This is a genomic window from Amycolatopsis sp. NPDC052450, from assembly GCF_044547565.1.
GTDB lineage: Bacteria > Actinomycetota > Actinomycetes > Mycobacteriales > Pseudonocardiaceae > Amycolatopsis.
This window is the reverse complement of the sequence record NZ_JBIUAQ010000002.1, coordinates 447,134-463,323: the sequence shown is the minus strand read 5'-3', so window position 1 is coordinate 463,323 and position 16,190 is coordinate 447,134. Positions and strand designations below refer to the sequence as shown.

Annotated in this window: 18 protein-coding genes; 13 read left to right on the top strand and 5 right to left on the bottom strand. The window is 68.8% G+C overall.

Annotated elements, in window-relative coordinates; genetic code table 11:
* Window positions 1-123 precede the first annotated feature (123 nt).
* Window positions 124-465 carry a hypothetical protein gene (locus ACIHAO_RS07140; RefSeq protein ID WP_396555282.1) on the top strand — a complete coding sequence of 114 codons (342 nt, stop codon included), beginning with the start codon at window positions 124-126 and terminating at the stop codon, window positions 463-465.
* Between the two features lie 58 nt (window positions 466-523).
* Here the strand turns inward: ACIHAO_RS07140 and ACIHAO_RS07135 are convergent, their stop codons facing one another.
* Window positions 524-1,261, bottom strand: a complete 738-nt coding sequence (locus tag ACIHAO_RS07135; protein ID WP_396555280.1) for a hypothetical protein — start codon at window positions 1,259-1,261, stop codon at window positions 524-526.
* Window positions 1,262-2,110: 849 nt separating this feature from the next.
* On the opposite strand from ACIHAO_RS07135, the gene ACIHAO_RS07130 reads away from it, so the two are divergent.
* Complete coding sequence (locus tag ACIHAO_RS07130; protein WP_396555278.1) at window positions 2,111-2,581, top strand: hypothetical protein; 471 nt, start codon at window positions 2,111-2,113, stop codon at window positions 2,579-2,581.
* Between the two features lie 158 nt (window positions 2,582-2,739).
* On the opposite strand, the gene ACIHAO_RS07125 is transcribed toward ACIHAO_RS07130, so the two are convergent.
* The 3 genes from ACIHAO_RS07125 to ACIHAO_RS07115 all read right to left on the bottom strand — a co-directional run bounded on the left by ACIHAO_RS07125 (window position 2,740) and on the right by ACIHAO_RS07115 (window position 4,987).
* Window positions 2,740-3,090, bottom strand: a complete 351-nt coding sequence (locus tag ACIHAO_RS07125; RefSeq protein ID WP_396555276.1) for a hypothetical protein — start codon at window positions 3,088-3,090, stop codon at window positions 2,740-2,742.
* A gap of 318 nt (window positions 3,091-3,408) precedes the next feature.
* Window positions 3,409-3,759 (bottom strand): hypothetical protein, encoded by a 351-nt coding sequence (locus tag ACIHAO_RS07120; RefSeq protein WP_396555274.1) that lies wholly within the window; start codon window positions 3,757-3,759, stop codon window positions 3,409-3,411.
* 304 nt (window positions 3,760-4,063) lie between these two features.
* Window positions 4,064-4,987: a hypothetical protein gene (locus ACIHAO_RS07115; RefSeq protein ID WP_396555272.1), complete on the bottom strand. Its 924-nt coding sequence runs from the start codon at window positions 4,985-4,987 to the stop codon at window positions 4,064-4,066.
* A gap of 247 nt (window positions 4,988-5,234) precedes the next feature.
* Between ACIHAO_RS07115 and ACIHAO_RS07110 the strand changes: the two genes are divergently transcribed.
* The 7 genes from ACIHAO_RS07110 (at window position 5,235) to ACIHAO_RS07080 (ending at window position 9,695) form a co-directional block, all read left to right on the top strand.
* Window positions 5,235-6,236, top strand: a complete 1,002-nt coding sequence (locus tag ACIHAO_RS07110) for a polysaccharide deacetylase family protein (protein ID WP_396555270.1) — start codon at window positions 5,235-5,237, stop codon at window positions 6,234-6,236.
* Window positions 6,237-6,267: 31 nt separating this feature from the next.
* The gene (locus ACIHAO_RS07105) at window positions 6,268-7,173 is read left to right on the top strand and encodes a DUF3152 domain-containing protein (RefSeq protein WP_396555268.1); all 906 of its coding nucleotides are present in this window, start codon (window positions 6,268-6,270) and stop codon (window positions 7,171-7,173) included.
* A 112-nt stretch (window positions 7,174-7,285) separates the two neighbouring features.
* The gene (locus tag ACIHAO_RS07100) at window positions 7,286-7,696 is read left to right on the top strand and encodes a hypothetical protein (RefSeq protein ID WP_396555266.1); all 411 of its coding nucleotides are present in this window, start codon (window positions 7,286-7,288) and stop codon (window positions 7,694-7,696) included.
* 34 nt (window positions 7,697-7,730) lie between these two features.
* The gene (locus tag ACIHAO_RS07095) at window positions 7,731-8,069 is read left to right on the top strand and encodes a hypothetical protein (RefSeq protein ID WP_396555264.1); all 339 of its coding nucleotides are present in this window, start codon (window positions 7,731-7,733) and stop codon (window positions 8,067-8,069) included.
* 105 nt (window positions 8,070-8,174) lie between these two features.
* The gene (locus tag ACIHAO_RS07090) at window positions 8,175-8,729 is read left to right on the top strand and encodes a hemerythrin domain-containing protein (RefSeq protein ID WP_396555262.1); all 555 of its coding nucleotides are present in this window, start codon (window positions 8,175-8,177) and stop codon (window positions 8,727-8,729) included.
* Window positions 8,730-8,836: 107 nt separating this feature from the next.
* Window positions 8,837-9,310, top strand: a complete 474-nt coding sequence (locus tag ACIHAO_RS07085) for an SRPBCC family protein (protein WP_396555260.1) — start codon at window positions 8,837-8,839, stop codon at window positions 9,308-9,310.
* 25 nt (window positions 9,311-9,335) lie between these two features.
* Entirely contained in the window at window positions 9,336-9,695 is a 360-nt protein-coding gene (locus ACIHAO_RS07080; protein ID WP_396555258.1) for a hypothetical protein, read from the top strand.
* A 69-nt stretch (window positions 9,696-9,764) separates the two neighbouring features.
* Here the strand turns inward: ACIHAO_RS07080 and ACIHAO_RS07075 are convergent, their stop codons facing one another.
* On the bottom strand, window positions 9,765-11,441 hold the full coding sequence (locus ACIHAO_RS07075) for a RecQ family ATP-dependent DNA helicase (RefSeq protein WP_396555396.1): 1,677 nt from the start codon (window positions 11,439-11,441) through the stop codon (window positions 9,765-9,767).
* Window positions 11,442-11,567: 126 nt separating this feature from the next.
* Here ACIHAO_RS07075 and ACIHAO_RS07070 point away from each other — a divergent pair, with 126 nt between their 5' ends.
* The 4 genes from ACIHAO_RS07070 to ligD all read left to right on the top strand — a co-directional run bounded on the left by ACIHAO_RS07070 (window position 11,568) and on the right by ligD (window position 16,072).
* Complete coding sequence (locus ACIHAO_RS07070) at window positions 11,568-11,777, top strand: hypothetical protein (protein ID WP_396555256.1); 210 nt, start codon at window positions 11,568-11,570, stop codon at window positions 11,775-11,777.
* Window positions 11,778-11,868: 91 nt separating this feature from the next.
* Window positions 11,869-13,056, top strand: coding sequence for a cupin domain-containing protein (locus tag ACIHAO_RS07065; protein ID WP_396555254.1), 1,188 nt, complete (start codon window positions 11,869-11,871; stop codon window positions 13,054-13,056).
* A complete protein-coding gene (locus ACIHAO_RS07060) occupies window positions 13,053-13,928 on the top strand; it encodes a sucrase ferredoxin (protein WP_396555252.1) in 876 nt (291 codons plus the stop codon). Before ACIHAO_RS07065 ends, ACIHAO_RS07060 begins: the two co-directional genes overlap by 4 nt.
* A 107-nt stretch (window positions 13,929-14,035) precedes the next feature.
* A complete protein-coding gene (ligD, locus tag ACIHAO_RS07055) occupies window positions 14,036-16,072 on the top strand; it encodes a DNA ligase D (RefSeq protein WP_396555250.1) in 2,037 nt (678 codons plus the stop codon).
* Window positions 16,073-16,190: the final 118 nt, after the last annotated feature.

The following is a 16,190-nucleotide window of genomic DNA, read 5'->3' as shown; positions in this document are numbered from 1 at the left end:
CAAACAGGAGCCGTGGAAGTGCGGGCCGCTTATGCGGGTCCGTCCCCGGTCTGCCTTCCGTGTCGCGTACTGACGTATTCACCGGAAGGAACTATGGCCCACGCCGGTGGAGCCAGGGGAAAAGTGAACGACCAACTAATGGCCGCGCCGGTGGGTGCGGCTTTCACCTCGCGCCTGGTCTGTCTGGCAGGCGATCGTCTCATTCATCCGGCCGACGGCCGCAACGACCTGGCACGCATCGTCGTCCGATGGGCTCGAAGATGGGTGGCCGAAACCTGGGCCGCCCGGCAGTACTTCGAGGCGCTCGGCATCGGCGACCTGGAAAACCCTTGCTACACGGACGAAGATGTCGCGGGCTGGCTACTTCTCGAACCCCGGCAGGGCTCGCTGGCGTGGCGGGTGCGCTCGGGAGAGATCGAGATCGCGACGGCCTTGACCGCGGAAGCCGAAGCCTGGCCCGACTGATCCCTTGCCCGTCCTTGGGCGTGGGCCGGACCGCCACCGGCGGCCCGGCCCACAGCTTTCATCGGCGGTCGCGCGAGTGGTGCCGGTGGTGTCCGGGCCAATCGGTCGCGTCGGCCACCGCGGTCACCTCATGGGTGATCGCACCGTCCTCGTCGGCGGCGGTGTACCACTTGTCGTAGCTCGCGTACTGCGGCACGGCGACGGCGTTCACGCCTTCGGACACCGCGCCGTCCGGGCCGGCGGACAGATCGCTGGACTCGTACACGGCGTGGTCGTCGCCCGCGTGACTGACGACATGCGAGGACGTCGCGCCGTCCTCGTCCGCGGTCTTGGTGGACTCGGCGTAAACCACGTGCGAAGGACGGGTTTCCCGGACCGGGTGCGACTTCACGGGACGGTGCTTCGAGATCGACACCTCGTCATCGGTGTGCGCGACCGGCCGTTTTCCGTGACCGTGGTACGTCGGCCGACCAGGCTTGTCGTCGTCGTCCGCCTCGTCGTCGTCCGTGTCGATGTCGGACTCTTCGGCGTCGAACTCTTCGGTGTGCACGACCGCGGCACCCGTCGGCCCGGCCACCACGGCGTCCTCCTCGGACCACTCGTTCCCGTGGTGATCGATGCCCCACGTGCTGTCGATCGTCCCGGCCCCGCCGATACCGGCGTAGGTCACGGAAGTCTCGGTGTGGCCGGCGGTGTCGGGGCCGTGGTCCGGGTCGGCGGCCGCGACTCCGGTGAAGCCGAGGGAAAGTGGAACGGCGGCCGCCGCCGCGAGCGCCCACCGGCGCAATTCAGTCATGATTATTGTGATCCTTTCGAGCTGGTTATACCTACACGAACTGAGTCACGAGAATCGACTCGGGCAAGATGCCTGCCCGCTCGACGACATTACCTGGATCCGTGTCGAGGAAAAGAGTCATCGGAGCATCGCACCCATTCGGTACTGCGTGTGCGCGGGTTTTCCAGGTCGGCGCAACCCCAATGCGGTACACGGCATCGCGGCACAAAGCCGTCGTGGGCGAAAGGGTCGAACGGAGAATGTGCGCGCGTGTCCTGCCTGCGGGCGGGCGCGGAAGCTCTGCTTGAATGCCGGAAAAGGCGATCGATACGGGGGCCTTTGTGAAGGGACGCCCCGGCGCGCGCCGGGACGTCCCTTCCGCTGATGCCCGCTGGCAGGCGCTTTCGTGTCAGGTCCCAGCGCCGCGAGATCGGGTCCATCAGGCGGGTTCAGGTTAGCGCCGCGGTTCCGCTGTAAGTAGCCCGCTTGATCAGTGCCATTCTTAAGAGTGTCTTTCGGGGTCGGATCAAAGCAGAGTGGTTACCCCTCGGATCGGTCGTCAAACGGCGCCGAAGAGTGAATGCCGGATTCGCGCCCAAAGGCTGCCTTGCGTCCGGAAAATCGTGAACTTCCCGCTGAACGGTGACTTCGGATCCATCAATCAGGTGCCTCGGACACGCGCTGTGCGCGCCGGTGTGCCACAGGCGTTCCGGCATTCATGCGAAACTTCCGTTTGTTTCCAAGTATCCGGTACTTCGTGCACGGTGCGGAATTGTGCTCCGGAGAAGGGCGACGGACTCCGCTGGCTTAATCCGAAGCGTGAGTTCACCATTGGTCGAAGTCGGCAGCAGGAATCCGAAGGAGTGCTACATGAGAAGCCAACTGAGGCGAGCATTGACGATCTTCGTCACCGCGGCGTCGGTGACCCTGGCAGGTACCGGTGTGGCGGCGGCGGGCGGACCCGGCGGTAGCGGCTCGTCCAGTACCACCAGCGCGGCCGCGGAGATCCAGGCCAAACGTGACGCGTTGGTTTCGCGTGCGGACAGTGGGGACATCTCGGGTACGCGGGCGACGCTCGACGAACTCGCCCCGGTGCTCACCGATCTGGCGCAAGGCAAGCGGTACATGATCCAGGCACAGGCGAAGGAATCCGCTGCCACGGCCCGGCAGGACAATGTCGAAGCGCGGAAGGGCGTCGACGAGCTTGCCGCGCAGGTCGAGAACCGCGCCGGACTGCCGCCGGTGACCACCCTGCTCAACGCGCTGCTTCAGCGGTTGCTGGTCAGCTTGTCGTCACTGGTGAACGATCTCCTTGGCGGGTTGCCCGTGCCGGTCGGCTAGGCCGACCGGGCCCCGGACGGGCACCCGGCGAAGGCCCGGTGCGGAATCTCCCTTCCGCACCGGGCCTTCGTCGTCGTCGCGGTCCGGTCCTCGGCCGGGCCAAAGAGAAAGCCGCCGCGTGGAGGGGCATCCACGCGGCGGCTTCTCAGCGGGGCCGGTCAGTTCTCCTGGACGGTCCCGCCGTCTACGATGCCGCCGCCGGCGCAGTTGTCCGGGGTGGCGCCTTCGGCCTCGGTCTCGCCGGGGGACAGGACCGGAACGGCGATGCCTTCGGCGACGTCGCGGACCGGGACCTGGACGCCGAGGACGTTGACGTTGTTGTCGCAGACGCCGCCGATGACGTTGGCGTTGTGGACCACGTCCAGGTTCTGCACGTTGGCGAGCCCGATCTGGTCGTTGTGGTCGACCGGCTGCCCCGCGACGGTGATACCGGCCGCGGAAGCGGATCCGCCGACGATCGCCATTCCGGTGGCAACGGCGGTGGCGACGAATCCGAGCTGCTTGATCACTGAAGAACTCTCCTAGGAATACCGCACCGGACGACTCCGGTGGGCGAAAGACGCGGGCGGGCGGCACATCGGCTCGCCGCGCCCGCTGCTGTCGGTTATGGTGCGTTCGCGCCGGGTGGGGCCGGTCCACTCCTGGGCAGGAAGACCCGGCCCCACCCGTGCCGGCGTCGCTACGCGTCGCAACGTGCCCGGAACACGGATACGGAGTGTGCAGCTCTCTCCGTGTTCCGGGCACGCCTCACGACATCGACGCGAATCGCCGGACCCCACGCCTCGGTCGGCTTTCGCACACCCTTGCGAGCGACCTCGGCGGGAGAATCAGTTGTCCTGCGAAGTGCCACCGTCGGTGATGGCACCGGCGGCGCAGTTGTACGGGGACTCCCCGCTGGCCTCGTGCGAACCCGGCGACAGGATCGGCACACCGATGCCGTTGAGCGAGTCGCGGATCGGCACCTGCACGCCGAGCACGTTCACGTCGTTGCCACAGACACCGAGCGTGCCGTTCACGTTGTGCAGCGCGTCGATGTTGTTCAGGTTGACCAGGCCCAGCTGGCCGCTGTGGTCGTAGCCGTGGTGATCGCCGTCAGGAGTGTCCGCGGAGGCGACACCTCCGCCGATGAAGGCACCGGCGGCCATGGCGGCCGCGACGAAGCCGATCTTCTTCAACATGTGTTCTCCTTGGATTGACGAATGCGTCGGAACGGACGGCGTCAAGGGTGTTTCCGTCCGGTGCTTGGGAAACGTACTGACGATCGCACTCGATTTCCACGACGGGTCCACCATCGTGTGGGTACCGCGAACCGCTGACCGCGCCTCGGTTGACCCGATCGGGTTACGAGCAGTTCGTTGCCCGGCAACCATCCGACGTTCTCCGTCCCGTCGCAACGCCTGTGTAGCAAGAAAATCCCGCGCACGCCAAGCAGCCCTGCTCTGTCGCCGAGGAGCAGGGCTGCCGGTGGTTCTCCGCCGTCGGCTATTCGTAGAGCACGTAGGACGGTGTCGGTGTGAGGGCGAGGACTTCGGCCGGGGTCATCAGTGCGGCGCCGCGGCGCGTGTCCTCGTCGAAGAAGAGTTTGAACCCCGACCGGACGTGGGCGGGCTTGCTGGGCATGAGCGTCTGCCACGTCGACTTCTTCGCCGCGGCCGAACCGATGCCGTCCACCACTTTCACTGGCGAGACACCGGCGTGGGGGAGCAGCAGTGCTTCGTCGCGGACGACGGAGGAGGTCACCTGGTGGTAGACCATGACCTTGGCAGGCAAGCGATGCGTGCTCGCCAGGTCGCCGAGATAGCGGGCGACCCCGTCCAGTTCGGCTCCGGTGGTGCGGCCGAATTTCCGGCCGGGGACGGCCCCCGGTTCGACCGCCCATTCCGGGTCGAGCGCGACGCCGACGTCGGGCTCTTTCAGCCAGCGTTCATAGGCGCGGACCTCGGGCAGGAAGTCCGCGCGGCCGGGTTGGACGTCCAGCAGAAGCAAGCCTTTCAGGGCTCGTGCCGCGTCGAGGTACTCCTGCACGGTCTTGTCCGAGCACCGGCTGCGGTACATCCCGTCCGAGCCCGGTGACCGGTGTGCCGTGGTGGCGATCAGTTCGACGACCGGGGTGACCGGCCGTCCCGGTGGGAAGGTCGCGATCCGTTCCCGGAGCAGGCGGCTCGCGGCCGTCAGGTCGCCCGTCATCCGGCCGAGTGCTTTCGCGCCTGGCGCGCCACAGAAGCCGATCAGCAGGCTGCCGGCAAGGGGGTCGGCGGGGGGAGCCGCCACCGGCGGTTCCGCGGCCGCGGCGGGAGCGATCACCGGCGCGACCGGCGGCCCGCCCCGTTGGGCCGCACCACAAGCACTCGCCGCGAGGCCCGCGAGCCCTGCGGTCAGAACGAGGCGGCGACTGAGGTCGGGCATGCGGTCTCCTTGAGTGATGCGCACGGGGCAGAGGGCCGGACTTTCGTTGGCGGAGGGAGGGATTTCCCGTTTTGATCTTCGGCAAACCCCGATTTCCGGCGATCACCGGATCGTGATCGAGCAGGTCCCGCCGTCGGCATGTCTAGCTGGGGAAACGTGCTTTTTCGGCTTAGGGCAAGGAAAGTCGCACTCACCCGGCTCGGTGGAAACCCGCGACCGCGCCCGGGACCGGCCGCACACTGCTCGCATGTCTTTTCTTCGCCGGCTCGGCGCGGGCTTCGCGATCCTGTTCGTGGCGGCCTGCGGTGCTCCTTCGCCTTCGCCCGCGACCCCGGAGCGTCCGGAGCCGGGTCTGGCGCTCGCGGCGCCCGCCCGGGTCACCGCGGAGTCCGCGCGCCAGGTGGGCGCCGACGAACTGGGCCGGATCCCGATCCTGATGTACCACCGAGTCGTCGCGAAACCGAAATCGGCCTATGACCGCACCCCCGCCGAGTTCGCCGCGGAACTGGAACGCCTCGCCGCCGAGAACTACGTCCCCGTGACGACCGCGGACCTCGTGGCGGGGAAGCTCGATCTGCCCGCGGGCGCGCATCCGGTCGTGCTGACCTTCGACGACGGCGACCCGAGCGTGCTCACCCTGACGCCGGAAGGAGACCCCGCCCCGGGAACCGCGATCCGGATTCTGATGGACGTCGCGGCCGCCCATCCCGGGTTCCGCCCGGTCGCGAGTCTGTACGTCAACGAGCGCCCCTTCGGCGGTGATGGACGTGCGCTGCGCTGGCTCGCCGACCATCACTTCGAGATCGGCAACCACACGGCCCGGCACACGAACCTGCGCCGTGCCACGGAATCGGCGGCGATGGCGGCCATCGCCGAAGGGGATGCCTCGATCAGGCAGGCGCTCCCCGGCTATCAGATCAGTACGCTCGCCTTGCCGTACGGAGCGCAGCCCCGGCGCGAAGAACTGGCGTTGCGGGGAGAGGGCTACTCCTACCGAGGTGCGCTGCTCGTGGGAGCGGGTCCGGCGCCTTCGCCTTGTTCTCCCGCCTTCGAACCGTCGTCGATTCCCCGGATCCGGTCGCAGGGGGCCGGTCCGGAAGCGGAATACGGCTCGGCCCATTGGCTGGACGAACTCGGTTCCCCGGCCGGCCGCCGGTACACCTCGGACGGTGACCCGTCGACGGTGTCGTATCCGCGTTCCGCGGGCGAACCCGCACCGACCTGCGCGAGTGTGAGCCTTGCCTACTGAACCACGGCACGTGCGACGCGACGGCACTCTCGTGGACTGGCTTCCACAGCCGCGTAAGCCTTTCCCGCCGGAGATCCCGACGGCACGCGAACCTTCTCCGCCGCAGGAACGACGACGGCCGCCCGCGGATCGGACCTGGTGGCCGCTGATCGTCATCCTCGTCGCGCTGGTGCTTTCGATGGCGCTTTTCGTCGCGCCGTTCGCGATCGAGGTTCCCGGGGCGCCGGCCACTGTTCCTCCCCAGCCCCCACCCGCTCCTCAGGTGACGGTGGCGCGTCCGGTCACCCATGTGCCGGAGTCCGCGGCGCTTCCGGAAGGCGATCCCGTCACTCCCGCCGGGATGGGGACGTGGCGAGTGGTGGCCGGTGCGAGTGGTCCGGTGGCCGGCACCGGTGCGGGGCTTCGGACCTACACCGTCGAAATCGAGGACGGCGTCGAGTATCCGTCGTTCGCCGCGGAGGTCGAGTCGATCCTGGCGGATCCGCGCGGCTGGATCGGACTCGGTGACGTGTCGTTCCGGCGGGTCGACGGCGCGGGCGCACCGGACTTCCGCGTCAGTCTCACCAGCCCCGGCACGAGTCGCCGCCCGGATCTCTGCGGGTTCGCGATCCCCTACGACTCGTCGTGTCACCTCACCCGCGAACACCGGGTCGTCGTCAACCTCGCCCGCTGGGTGCGCGGCGCGCATGCGTACCGGGACGATCTCCAGGGCTACCACCGTTACGCGATCAATCACGAGGTCGGCCACGCGCTCGGGCGGCGCCATGAGGGCTGCCCCGCCGACGGAGCGCCGGCCCCGGTGATGATGCAGCAGACCTTCGGCCTGTCCAACACCTATGTCGCGGAACTGAATCGCGCCGAATCGGGGGCGGCGTCGAAGGTCACCCCCGACGGCGCGGTGTGCCGCCCGAACCCCTGGGTCATCTCTGTGTCGTGAAGGTCGTCCGGAACCGGAGGGGGTCGCGGATCGTCGAATCCTCGTTGGGTGACCAGTCGACGCGTTCCGTCGAAACGGCGTTTCGCGTCGTAGGCAAAGAGAGGATGCGTCGATGCGCGAAAGCGTCGGAAAGATCGGCTCGGCCAGACGAGCGGTGGTCGTGATCGGAGCACTGGCCGCCGCGAATTTCATCTCGCCGGCCATGGCGAGCGCCGCACCCGCCGCCGGGTGTTCGGCGTTCATGAACTCGGCGGTCAGTGGTGGCTACCAAGCCACGCTCAGCTGCAACGGTATCGGGCTTTCCTTCGTCAACGGGCTCGGCACCACTCTCACCCAAGCCAGTGAAGAGGCCCGTGCGCTGGCGGGGATCGCACTCGGCGGCGGCGACACCTGCAGCGCTTTCATGCACGCCACGGCTCCTGGCGGCTACAAGGTCACGCTCACCTGCGTCGACACCGGGCTGGTGTCCGGTGTCGGCACCACGTTGACCGACGCCTCGCGAGCCGCTCGCGCGTCCATCTGAGGTTTGCCCGCCGTGTGACGGGGTATGGGCAGGCATGACGCGGAGCACGGCGGAAGCGGTTTGGCAGGTTCGGTTCGTCGAGCGGCTCCGGTATCGGGTGGAGTACTGCTGCCGTGGTTCGGGCGCCGGGACGTTCGAGGTGTTGCTGACGCCGTGGTTGCGTGAGGCGGTGGACCTGGGGCCGGCGGCGGACGACGCTTTGGCGTTGTGCGCCGCCGGCCTGGTCCTCGACTCGCTGTTCCCGGCCGAGACGCCGATACCGCGAGAGGTCGACCTCGAGACGCTGGCCTGCACCGATCCTTCCTTCGTCACCGAGCTGCGACGGCGCCTGCGGCATGGGACCGATCGGGCGCTGGTCCCCGAATCGGCTTGACGAGGCTCCTCGAGGTCACTCTCGTGCAGGCGAAGCAGGTGTGAAGCACAGTGATGCGGGAACCCTCCGGCAACCGAATATTCCGCCGGACAAAGGGAAGAAACCGTGCCTGACAACGAAAACGAAGACGTCATCGCCCTGCTGCACCGTCAGCACGACGAAATCCGGTCGCTGTTCACCGAACTGGAGACCGCGGAAGGGGACCGGCGCCGGGACCTGTTCCGTGCTCTCGTCCGGTTGCTCGCGGTGCACGAGACCGCCGAGGAAGAGGTGGTCCACCCCGAAGTGCGCGGCTTGCGCAACGGCGAACACGTGGTGGAAGCCCGGGTGGGAGAAGAACACCGCGCCAAGCGGCTGCTCGTCACCCTGACCGAGATGGGACCGGACGCCGAGGGCTTCGACACCTTGCTCGTCCAGCTGCGGGAGGACGTTCTCGCGCACGCCGAACATGAGGAAAAAGAGGAGTTCCCGTTGCTCCGGGCGGCACACGGGCCGGACCGGCTCCGTGCCATGGCCGCGACCGTCCGGGTGGCGGAGGCGATCGCGCCCACCCGTCCCCATCCCGGGATCGAAAGCGCGACGGCGAACCTCCTTCTGGGTCCGCCCGTGGCGATCATGGACCGGGCCCGTGACGCCATCCGCGACGCCCTCGGCCGCTGAACTCCGCGCTGTCCCGGCCTGACGAATCGGTCATGAATCGGTTTGTGGTCGCGCCTGCCGGGTATCCGCCGGACAAGCCGACCAGCTGAAGGAGTTGACGCCTCGCCATGGGCACGATCACCAAATCCGTCGATGTACAAGCCGATGTGTCCACTGTGTACAACCAGTGGACCCAGTTCGCGGACTTCCCGCGGTTCATGGAGGGTGTGGACCGCGTCGAGCAGCGCGACGACACGCATACGCACTGGACCGTCACCATCGCCGGTGTGTCCAGGGAGTTCGACGCCACCATCACCGAACAGCACCCCGACGAGCGGGTCGCGTGGCAGTCCGACACGGGCCCGAACCACGCGGGTGTGGTCACCGTGCACCGGATCGACGAAACCCACAGCCGGGTCACCGTCCAGCTGGACATCGACCCTGAGGGTTTCGTCGAGAACGTCGCCGACAAACTCGGCGTCCTCGACCGTCGCGTGCAGGGAGACCTCGACCGGTTCAAGACCTTCCTGGAAAACCGGGACGGCAACGAGACCGGGGCGTGGCGCGGCGATGTCGACCGCCCTGCTCAACACGGCGGCTAGGCCGTCCAGCCAAGGAGAATGCCGCATGCCCACTCTCACTCGTGTGCTGGGCGGGATCACCGCCGCCTACAGTGCCGCACTGATCGTCGCGCCGAAGGTGCTGGCGAAACCCAGCGGCCTCACCACTCCCGCCGGGGAAGTGACGGCGCCGGTGAGGACGCTGATCGCCGCGATCGGTGCCCGTGACACCGCGATCGGCCTGGCGATGATGTTCGCGCCGGAAGGGCGGCCGCTACGGGTCGCGCTGAGTGCGCGGGTCGCCGCGGACGCCGCCGACGCGGTGATCTTCGGCGTGAGCCTGCCGGACAAGGCGGCGCGGGCGAAAGTCGCCGGATTCGCCACCGGCTGGGCGGTGCTGTGCGCGCTGTCCGGCGTGCGGCGGTGACCAGGCGGAGAACCAGGTGTCACCTTGATCCGCCGCCGGGCGATTCGATCGCCCGGCGGCGGACGGCTTTCACCGGGTCGTGGTCTCCTCGACGGTGAGGAGGTCGTTCTCGTCGACGGCGGACAGGTCCAGGGTCTTGTAGCCGATGTCGTCGAACAGGATCGTGACGCGGTCCGGTTCCACCGACATGACGGCGCCCCGGCCCCACTCGGAATGGCGGACGGTGCTGTTGACGGCGTACTTGCCGCTTTCGACGCGTTTCCGCTCGCCGGTGCCGAAGTCGCAGGTGTCGCAGTTACCGCAGGGTTCGGCGAGCTGTTCCCCGAAATAGCCGAGCAGATACCGCCGACGGCATTCCATGGTCTCCGCGTAGCCGCGGACCATTTCGATCCGGGACCGGACCAGCCGCTGGTGCCGCTCGGCGGCCTCCACGGCTTTCCGGGCCGCTTCGTCCGGCGGGAGGTCGCGGTCGACGTACTCGAGCCGCCCGTCACCGGTGGTGCCGACGGCTCCGGTCTCTTCGAGGAGATTGACCGCTTTGGTGCGCCTGGCCGCCGAAGCGTCCACTGTGTCCTTCAAATCGGACGGCCGGACGGGTGAGCCGTTTTCGCCGAGGGTCTTCGCCACCTGGCCGAGAAGCTCTTCCGGGGCTTTGGCGGCGGTGAGGAACTTCTGGAGACCCAGGTCCTGAGGCCGGTAGAGCAGCGTGATCGTGGCGGGTTCGCCATCGCGGCCGGCCCGGCCGATCTGCTGGTAGTAGGTGTCGAGCGAATCGGGGGCCGACGCGTGGAGGACGAACCGCACGTCGGGTTTGTCGATGCCCATGCCGAACGCCGAGGTGGCGACCACGACGTCCACCTCACCGTCGAGGAACCGTTCGTGGACCTGTTCGCGACCGTGGGTCTTCATACCGGCGTGGTAAGCCGCCGCGCGCACACCCGCCCGCGCGAGCTCATCGGCGAAGTACTCGGCGTCCTTCCGGCTGGCGACATACACCAGGCCGGTTCCGTGCTCGTTCGTCAATGACCTCGCCAGTGCGATCAGGGTGTGTCGTTTGTCTTCGTCGTCGCTGAACCGCTCCACCGACAAATGCAGGTTGGGCCGGTCGAAACCGGCGATGACCTCCCGATGGTCCCGCAGGCCGAGCCGTTCGACGATGTCTTCGCGCACCGGCAGCGCGGCGGTGGCGGTGAGGGCGAGCACCGGCGGATGCCCGAGCCGCTCGATCACCGGCGCCAGCCGGAGGTAATCGGGGCGGAAGTCATGGCCCCAAGCCGAGACGCAGTGCGCCTCGTCGACGACGATCAGGGAGATCTTCAGTTCGTTCAGCGTGCCGAGAACGTCTTCTTTGGACAGTTGCTCCGGCGAGAGGAACAAATACCCCGCTTCGCCTTCCTCGACGGCCTTCCACGCGCTCTTCCGCTCGCTCGCACGCTGGGAGGAGTTCACCGCGACCGCGTCCGGCGCCCGGCTGTCCTCGATGCTCTCCCGCTGGTCGTTCTGCAGGGCGATCAGCGGGGACACCACGAGCGTCACGCCGTCCAGCTTCAGGGCGGGCACCTGGTAGATCGCGGACTTTCCCGCGCCGGTGGGGAGTACGACCAGTACGTCGCGGCCCGCCACGACGTACTCCATGGCCTCGAGTTGCTCGCCGGTGAGTTCCGGCCAGCCGAAGACCTCCGCGGCGATGCGCTGCAACTCTTCACGTCTTTCCGTTGCCTTCACCAGCCGGTGATACCCCGGCATCCCGCGCGGAAACGGCGGTGCCGACGGAACGCGGAACTCGTTCGTGTTCATTCCCGCAGGTGTGCGGCGTGCCGATCCGGGGTAGCCGGTCGGTGATCCATCCCGCTTAGGCGAAAGGGAACCGACGTGAGCCTGAACGACGACGACATCTCCACCACATCGGACAAGGAAAACGAAGGACCGGCCGACTCCGGAGCGAGCCAGGGGACGCCCGGCCGGCACGATGGCGGAGCCGACGGCGGTGCCGAAGGTCCCGCCGACTCCGGTGCCGGCGAAGGCACCCCCGGCCAGCACGACGGCGGAGCCGACGGCGGCGCGGACAGTGGCGCGAGCTGATTCGAGCGAGCCGGCGACCGGTACCGGGCAAGGCGGCGAAAGCCTCCCGGTACCGGTCGCCGACCGCGTTCCGCGAGGTGTCCTTGCCCGGTTGGTCGGTTCCGGCATCGAGGAGTTCTCCGTCCGGCATTGGGGCCGTGAGCCGTTGTTGCGGCGGACGGGCGGCGAGTTCGGCGATCTGCTCGACCTCGGCGGCGTCGACGAAATACTGTCCCGCCGCGGGCTTCGTACGCCGTTCCTCCGGATGGCCCGCGACGGATCGGTGGTCGATTCCCGCTCGTTCACCGGAGGCGGAGGGGTCGGTGCCGAAATCGGCGACCAGGTCCGCGACGACCGGGTCGCCGCGCTCTTCGCCGACGGCAGCACGATCGTGCTGCAGGCGCTGCACCGCACCTGGCCGGCCATCATCGACTTCACCACGCGTCTGACCGGCGAGCTCGGCCACCCCGCGCAGGCCAATGCCTACATCACCCCGCCGTCGTCGCAGGGCTTCTCGGCGCACTACGACGTGCACGACGTCTTCGTGCTTCAGCTGGCAGGCCGCAAGCGGTGGAAGGTGCACGCGCCCGTCCACCCGTCACCTCTGCGCGACCAGCCTTGGGACGAGCACGCCGGTGCCGTCGCCGCGCGCGTCCGCGACGACGCTCCGGTCATCGACGACGTCCTCGAACCCGGTGACGTGATGTACCTGCCTCGCGGCTGGCTCCACTCGGCGACGGCGCTCGGTGACGTTTCCGCGCATTTGACCGTCGGCATCCACGTGATCACCACCTTCGCCTTGGTGGAGGCGCTCACCGCGCTCGCCGGTTCCGACGAGCGGCTGCGCGCGTCCCTGCCGCTGGGGATCGACGTCGCGGATCCAGAGCAGCTCGAAGGCCACCTCAAGTCCGTCCGGGAGGACCTGATCGACGCTCTGCGGGCAGTGCCCGGCGAAGACGTCGCCCGGCATGTTCGCGGCAGGGCCTGGCAGGGGAACCGGCCGGAACCGCTGGCACCGGTCGCCGCCGCCCAGTTCGCGCTGAACCTCGGGGACGGGGATTCCGTGCGGCGCCGCGACGGCCTGCGTTTCCGTGTCGAGGACGCGGCGGACGGCCAAGTCGCTCTCGAGCTCCCGGATCGCCGCCTCTCGCTGCCGGCTTCCACGTCGACCGCCTTGGCGGCGGTGCTGGACGGAAGAATTTGGCGCGTGGGGGAGATCCCGGGGCTGGACCGGACCGATCAGCTCGTCCTCGTGCGCCGCCTGCTCCGGGAAGGCGTGCTGACGGCCGCGATCGCATGACCGCGACGGCGGGCCGTTGCGCGGATCTGGCCGAAGCCGCGGGTGATCCCGGTGAAGGCACGGCGCCACCCGCGGGGCATTGGCTCCTGATCGAGCATCCGGGTCCGTGGGGACGGCTCGCGCTCAAGGAGTCCGGGATCGACCCGGCCGCGGTCGCTTCGCTGAGCTCCTGGGCGCGGCGGGTCAATGGCCGGATCGCCTTGATACGCCGGGTCGCGCGGCGCACCGAAGCGCGGGAACGGCGCCATCGCTGGTTCCGGATCGACGCGCGACCCGGTCACGAAGAGATCCGCGCCGGAGAATTCACGGACGCCGCCGAACTCGCCCTCGCCACCTCAGCACGGGGGCGCGGGTGGCCGGATCCTCTCGCGCTCGTGTGCGTTCACGGCAGGCACGACACGTGCTGCGCGGTGCGTGGCCGTCCGCTCGCGGCCGCGGTGGCCGCGGATTTCCCCGACGCCGCCTGGGAATGCAGTCACCTCGGCGGCTGCCGCTTCGCTCCCTCGATGGTGTTGCTGCCACACGGTTTCACCTTCGGCGGCCTGCGTCCTGGCGACGCGGGCGGCGTCGTCCGCGAGTACCAGCGCGGCACTCTCGACACGAAATACCTTCGCGGCCGGTCCTCGTTCGAACCGCTGGTCCAAGCGGCGCACCACCACGCACGCGCCGCCACCGGTGCCACCGGAATCGACGATCTCCGGCTGATCGAGTACGTGCGCGACAGTGGTTCCGATTGGCGGGTGGAGTTCGCCGGCCCCGGCTGCACGGTGTACCTGCGCGAACGACACATGCCGGCGAACCGCCGGCTCACGTGTGCTTCCGAACCGGTGAGCGGGATCAGGGTGTTCGAGTTGCTGGGGCTGCGGTACTAGACCGGCCGCCACCTGCGCGAATCCGGCATTGTTAGGCTGTTCGGGTTACCGTCGTTTCAGGCCGCCGGACGAGCGGGTTCCGGCAGGCTCGACGACGGGAGCTGGTGATGGCGCGGACGGCGGGCGGCCGTGGTGGCACCGAGGTCCCCGCCTGGGTGGAGCCGATGCTGGCCAAACCGGACGGCGGCCGGCTGCGGGAAGGTCCCGAGTGGGCCTACGAGTACAAACTCGACGGCTATCGGGCGTGCATGCGGATATCGCCCGCCGGTACGACGGTGCTGACCAGCCGCAACGGTATCGACTTCACCGCCGAGTTCGCCGGTCTCGGCGGCGTCCTCGCCGAAGCCCTGGACGGCAGGGCCGCGGTGCTGGACGGCGAGATCGTCGTCTACAACGAGGCCGGGGAGATCGACTTCGGGGCGTTGCAGGAGCGCCGTGGCCGCTTCCAGACCCACAGCACGAGCCGCCGCGGCGAGCCTTTCGACGATGTCCCGGTGCGGTATCTCGCCTTCGACCTGCTGCAGCTGGGGTCCGAGAAGTTGCTGAACGAGCCGTATGACGAGCGCCGCCTGCTGCTGACCGGGCTGCCGATGCCCGATCCCTATCGGATCTCCACGGTGCGCGGCTTCACCTTCACCGAACTCGCCGCGGACCGCCGCACCCCGGCGCATCTGCTCGAGCACGTCGTCTCCAGCGGCCACGAAGGGCTGGTCGCCAAACACCGCACCTCGGTCTATCACCCCGGCCGCCGCAGCGACGCCTGGCTCAAACACCCGCTCACCCGGACCACCGAGGTCGTCATCTGTGGTTACCGGCCCGGTCAGGGCCGTATCACGGGGCGCATGGGCGGTCTTCTGCTCGGTGCCCACGATCCCGGCACCGGCGACCTCGTCTACATCGGTGACGTCGGGACGGGGTTCAGCGAGGCCGAACGCTCCCGGTTGCAAACCCGGTTGGACGCGTTGGCACGGCGGAGCCATCCGTTCGCCGTCACCCCGCCGCGCGAGGACACCGTGCGGGCGCACTGGGTGGACCCCGTGCTGGTGGGCGAGGTCGAATACCGGCACTTCACCCGCGGCGCCGGCCGCCTCCGCCACACAGCCTGGCGAGGTCTCCGGCAGGACAAGGAACCTCGCGAGGTCCTCAAGCCTCGGCAGCCCGGACCTCGCGGCGCCGAGCCGGCCCGGAACGCCACCGAAGCGCCCGGCACCGGGGAACCGCCCGAGGCACCCGTGCGGCTCGGCCCGAAGATCACCGTGCAGGCGGGAGAACGCCGCCTCACGTTGTCGAACCTGGACAAGGTGCTCTACCCGGACGGGTTCACCAAAGGCGAGGTCATCAACTACTACTCGCGGATCGCCCCCGTCCTGCTGCCACACCTGTCCGGGCGGCCGATCACGTTCATCCGCTTTCCCGACGGCGTCGAAGGCGAGCAGTTCTTCGAGAAGAACGTCCCGCACGGAGCACCGGCCTGGCTGCCCACCGTGCGGGTGGCCCGCTCCGGTTCCCGCGGCGCCGGGGAAGCGATCACGTACGCGCTGCTCGACGAACTCGGCGCCTTGGTGTGGGCGGCCAACCTGGCCGCCCTCGAACTCCATGTCCCACAATGGACCGTCGACGCCGGCGGAGCGCGCCGTCCGCCGGACCGGCTGGTGTTCGACCTCGACCCCGGGCCCGGCACCTCGATCGTGCATTGTTGCCGCGTCGCGGAACGGCTTCACGACGCTCTGACCGCCGACGGGCTGACGCCGTTCGCGAAGACGTCCGGGTCGAAGGGGATGCAGCTCTACTGCGCCATTTCCACCGATGACCCCGCCGCGCCCTCGGCCTACGCGAAGAAACTCGCGCAACGCCTGGCACGCGAGACCCCGGACGACGTGACCGCCGTGATGGCCAAGGCCCAGCGAACCGGACGGGTGTTCATCGACTGGTCGCAGAACAATCCGGCGAAGACCACGGTCGCCCCGTACTCACTGCGCGGTCGCGACCAGCCCACCGTCTCCACCCCGGTCACCTGGGGCGAGGTCCGTTCGTGCCGGCGCCCGGCGCAGCTGGTGTTCACCGCGGACGACGTCCTCGACCGCGTCGGCGAGCAGGGAGACCTGCTCGCCGGCCTCGGCGCGACCCGGGCCGCTCTTCCCTGACCTGGCGCCGGTGCGATCCGCCTGACGCGGCGGCGGATCCGGGTGAGCCGACCAAGCCGCCGCGGCCGCGGGAACGAAAGCAGGCTGTCCGCGAAGGCCAGCACCTGTCCGTCGTCGT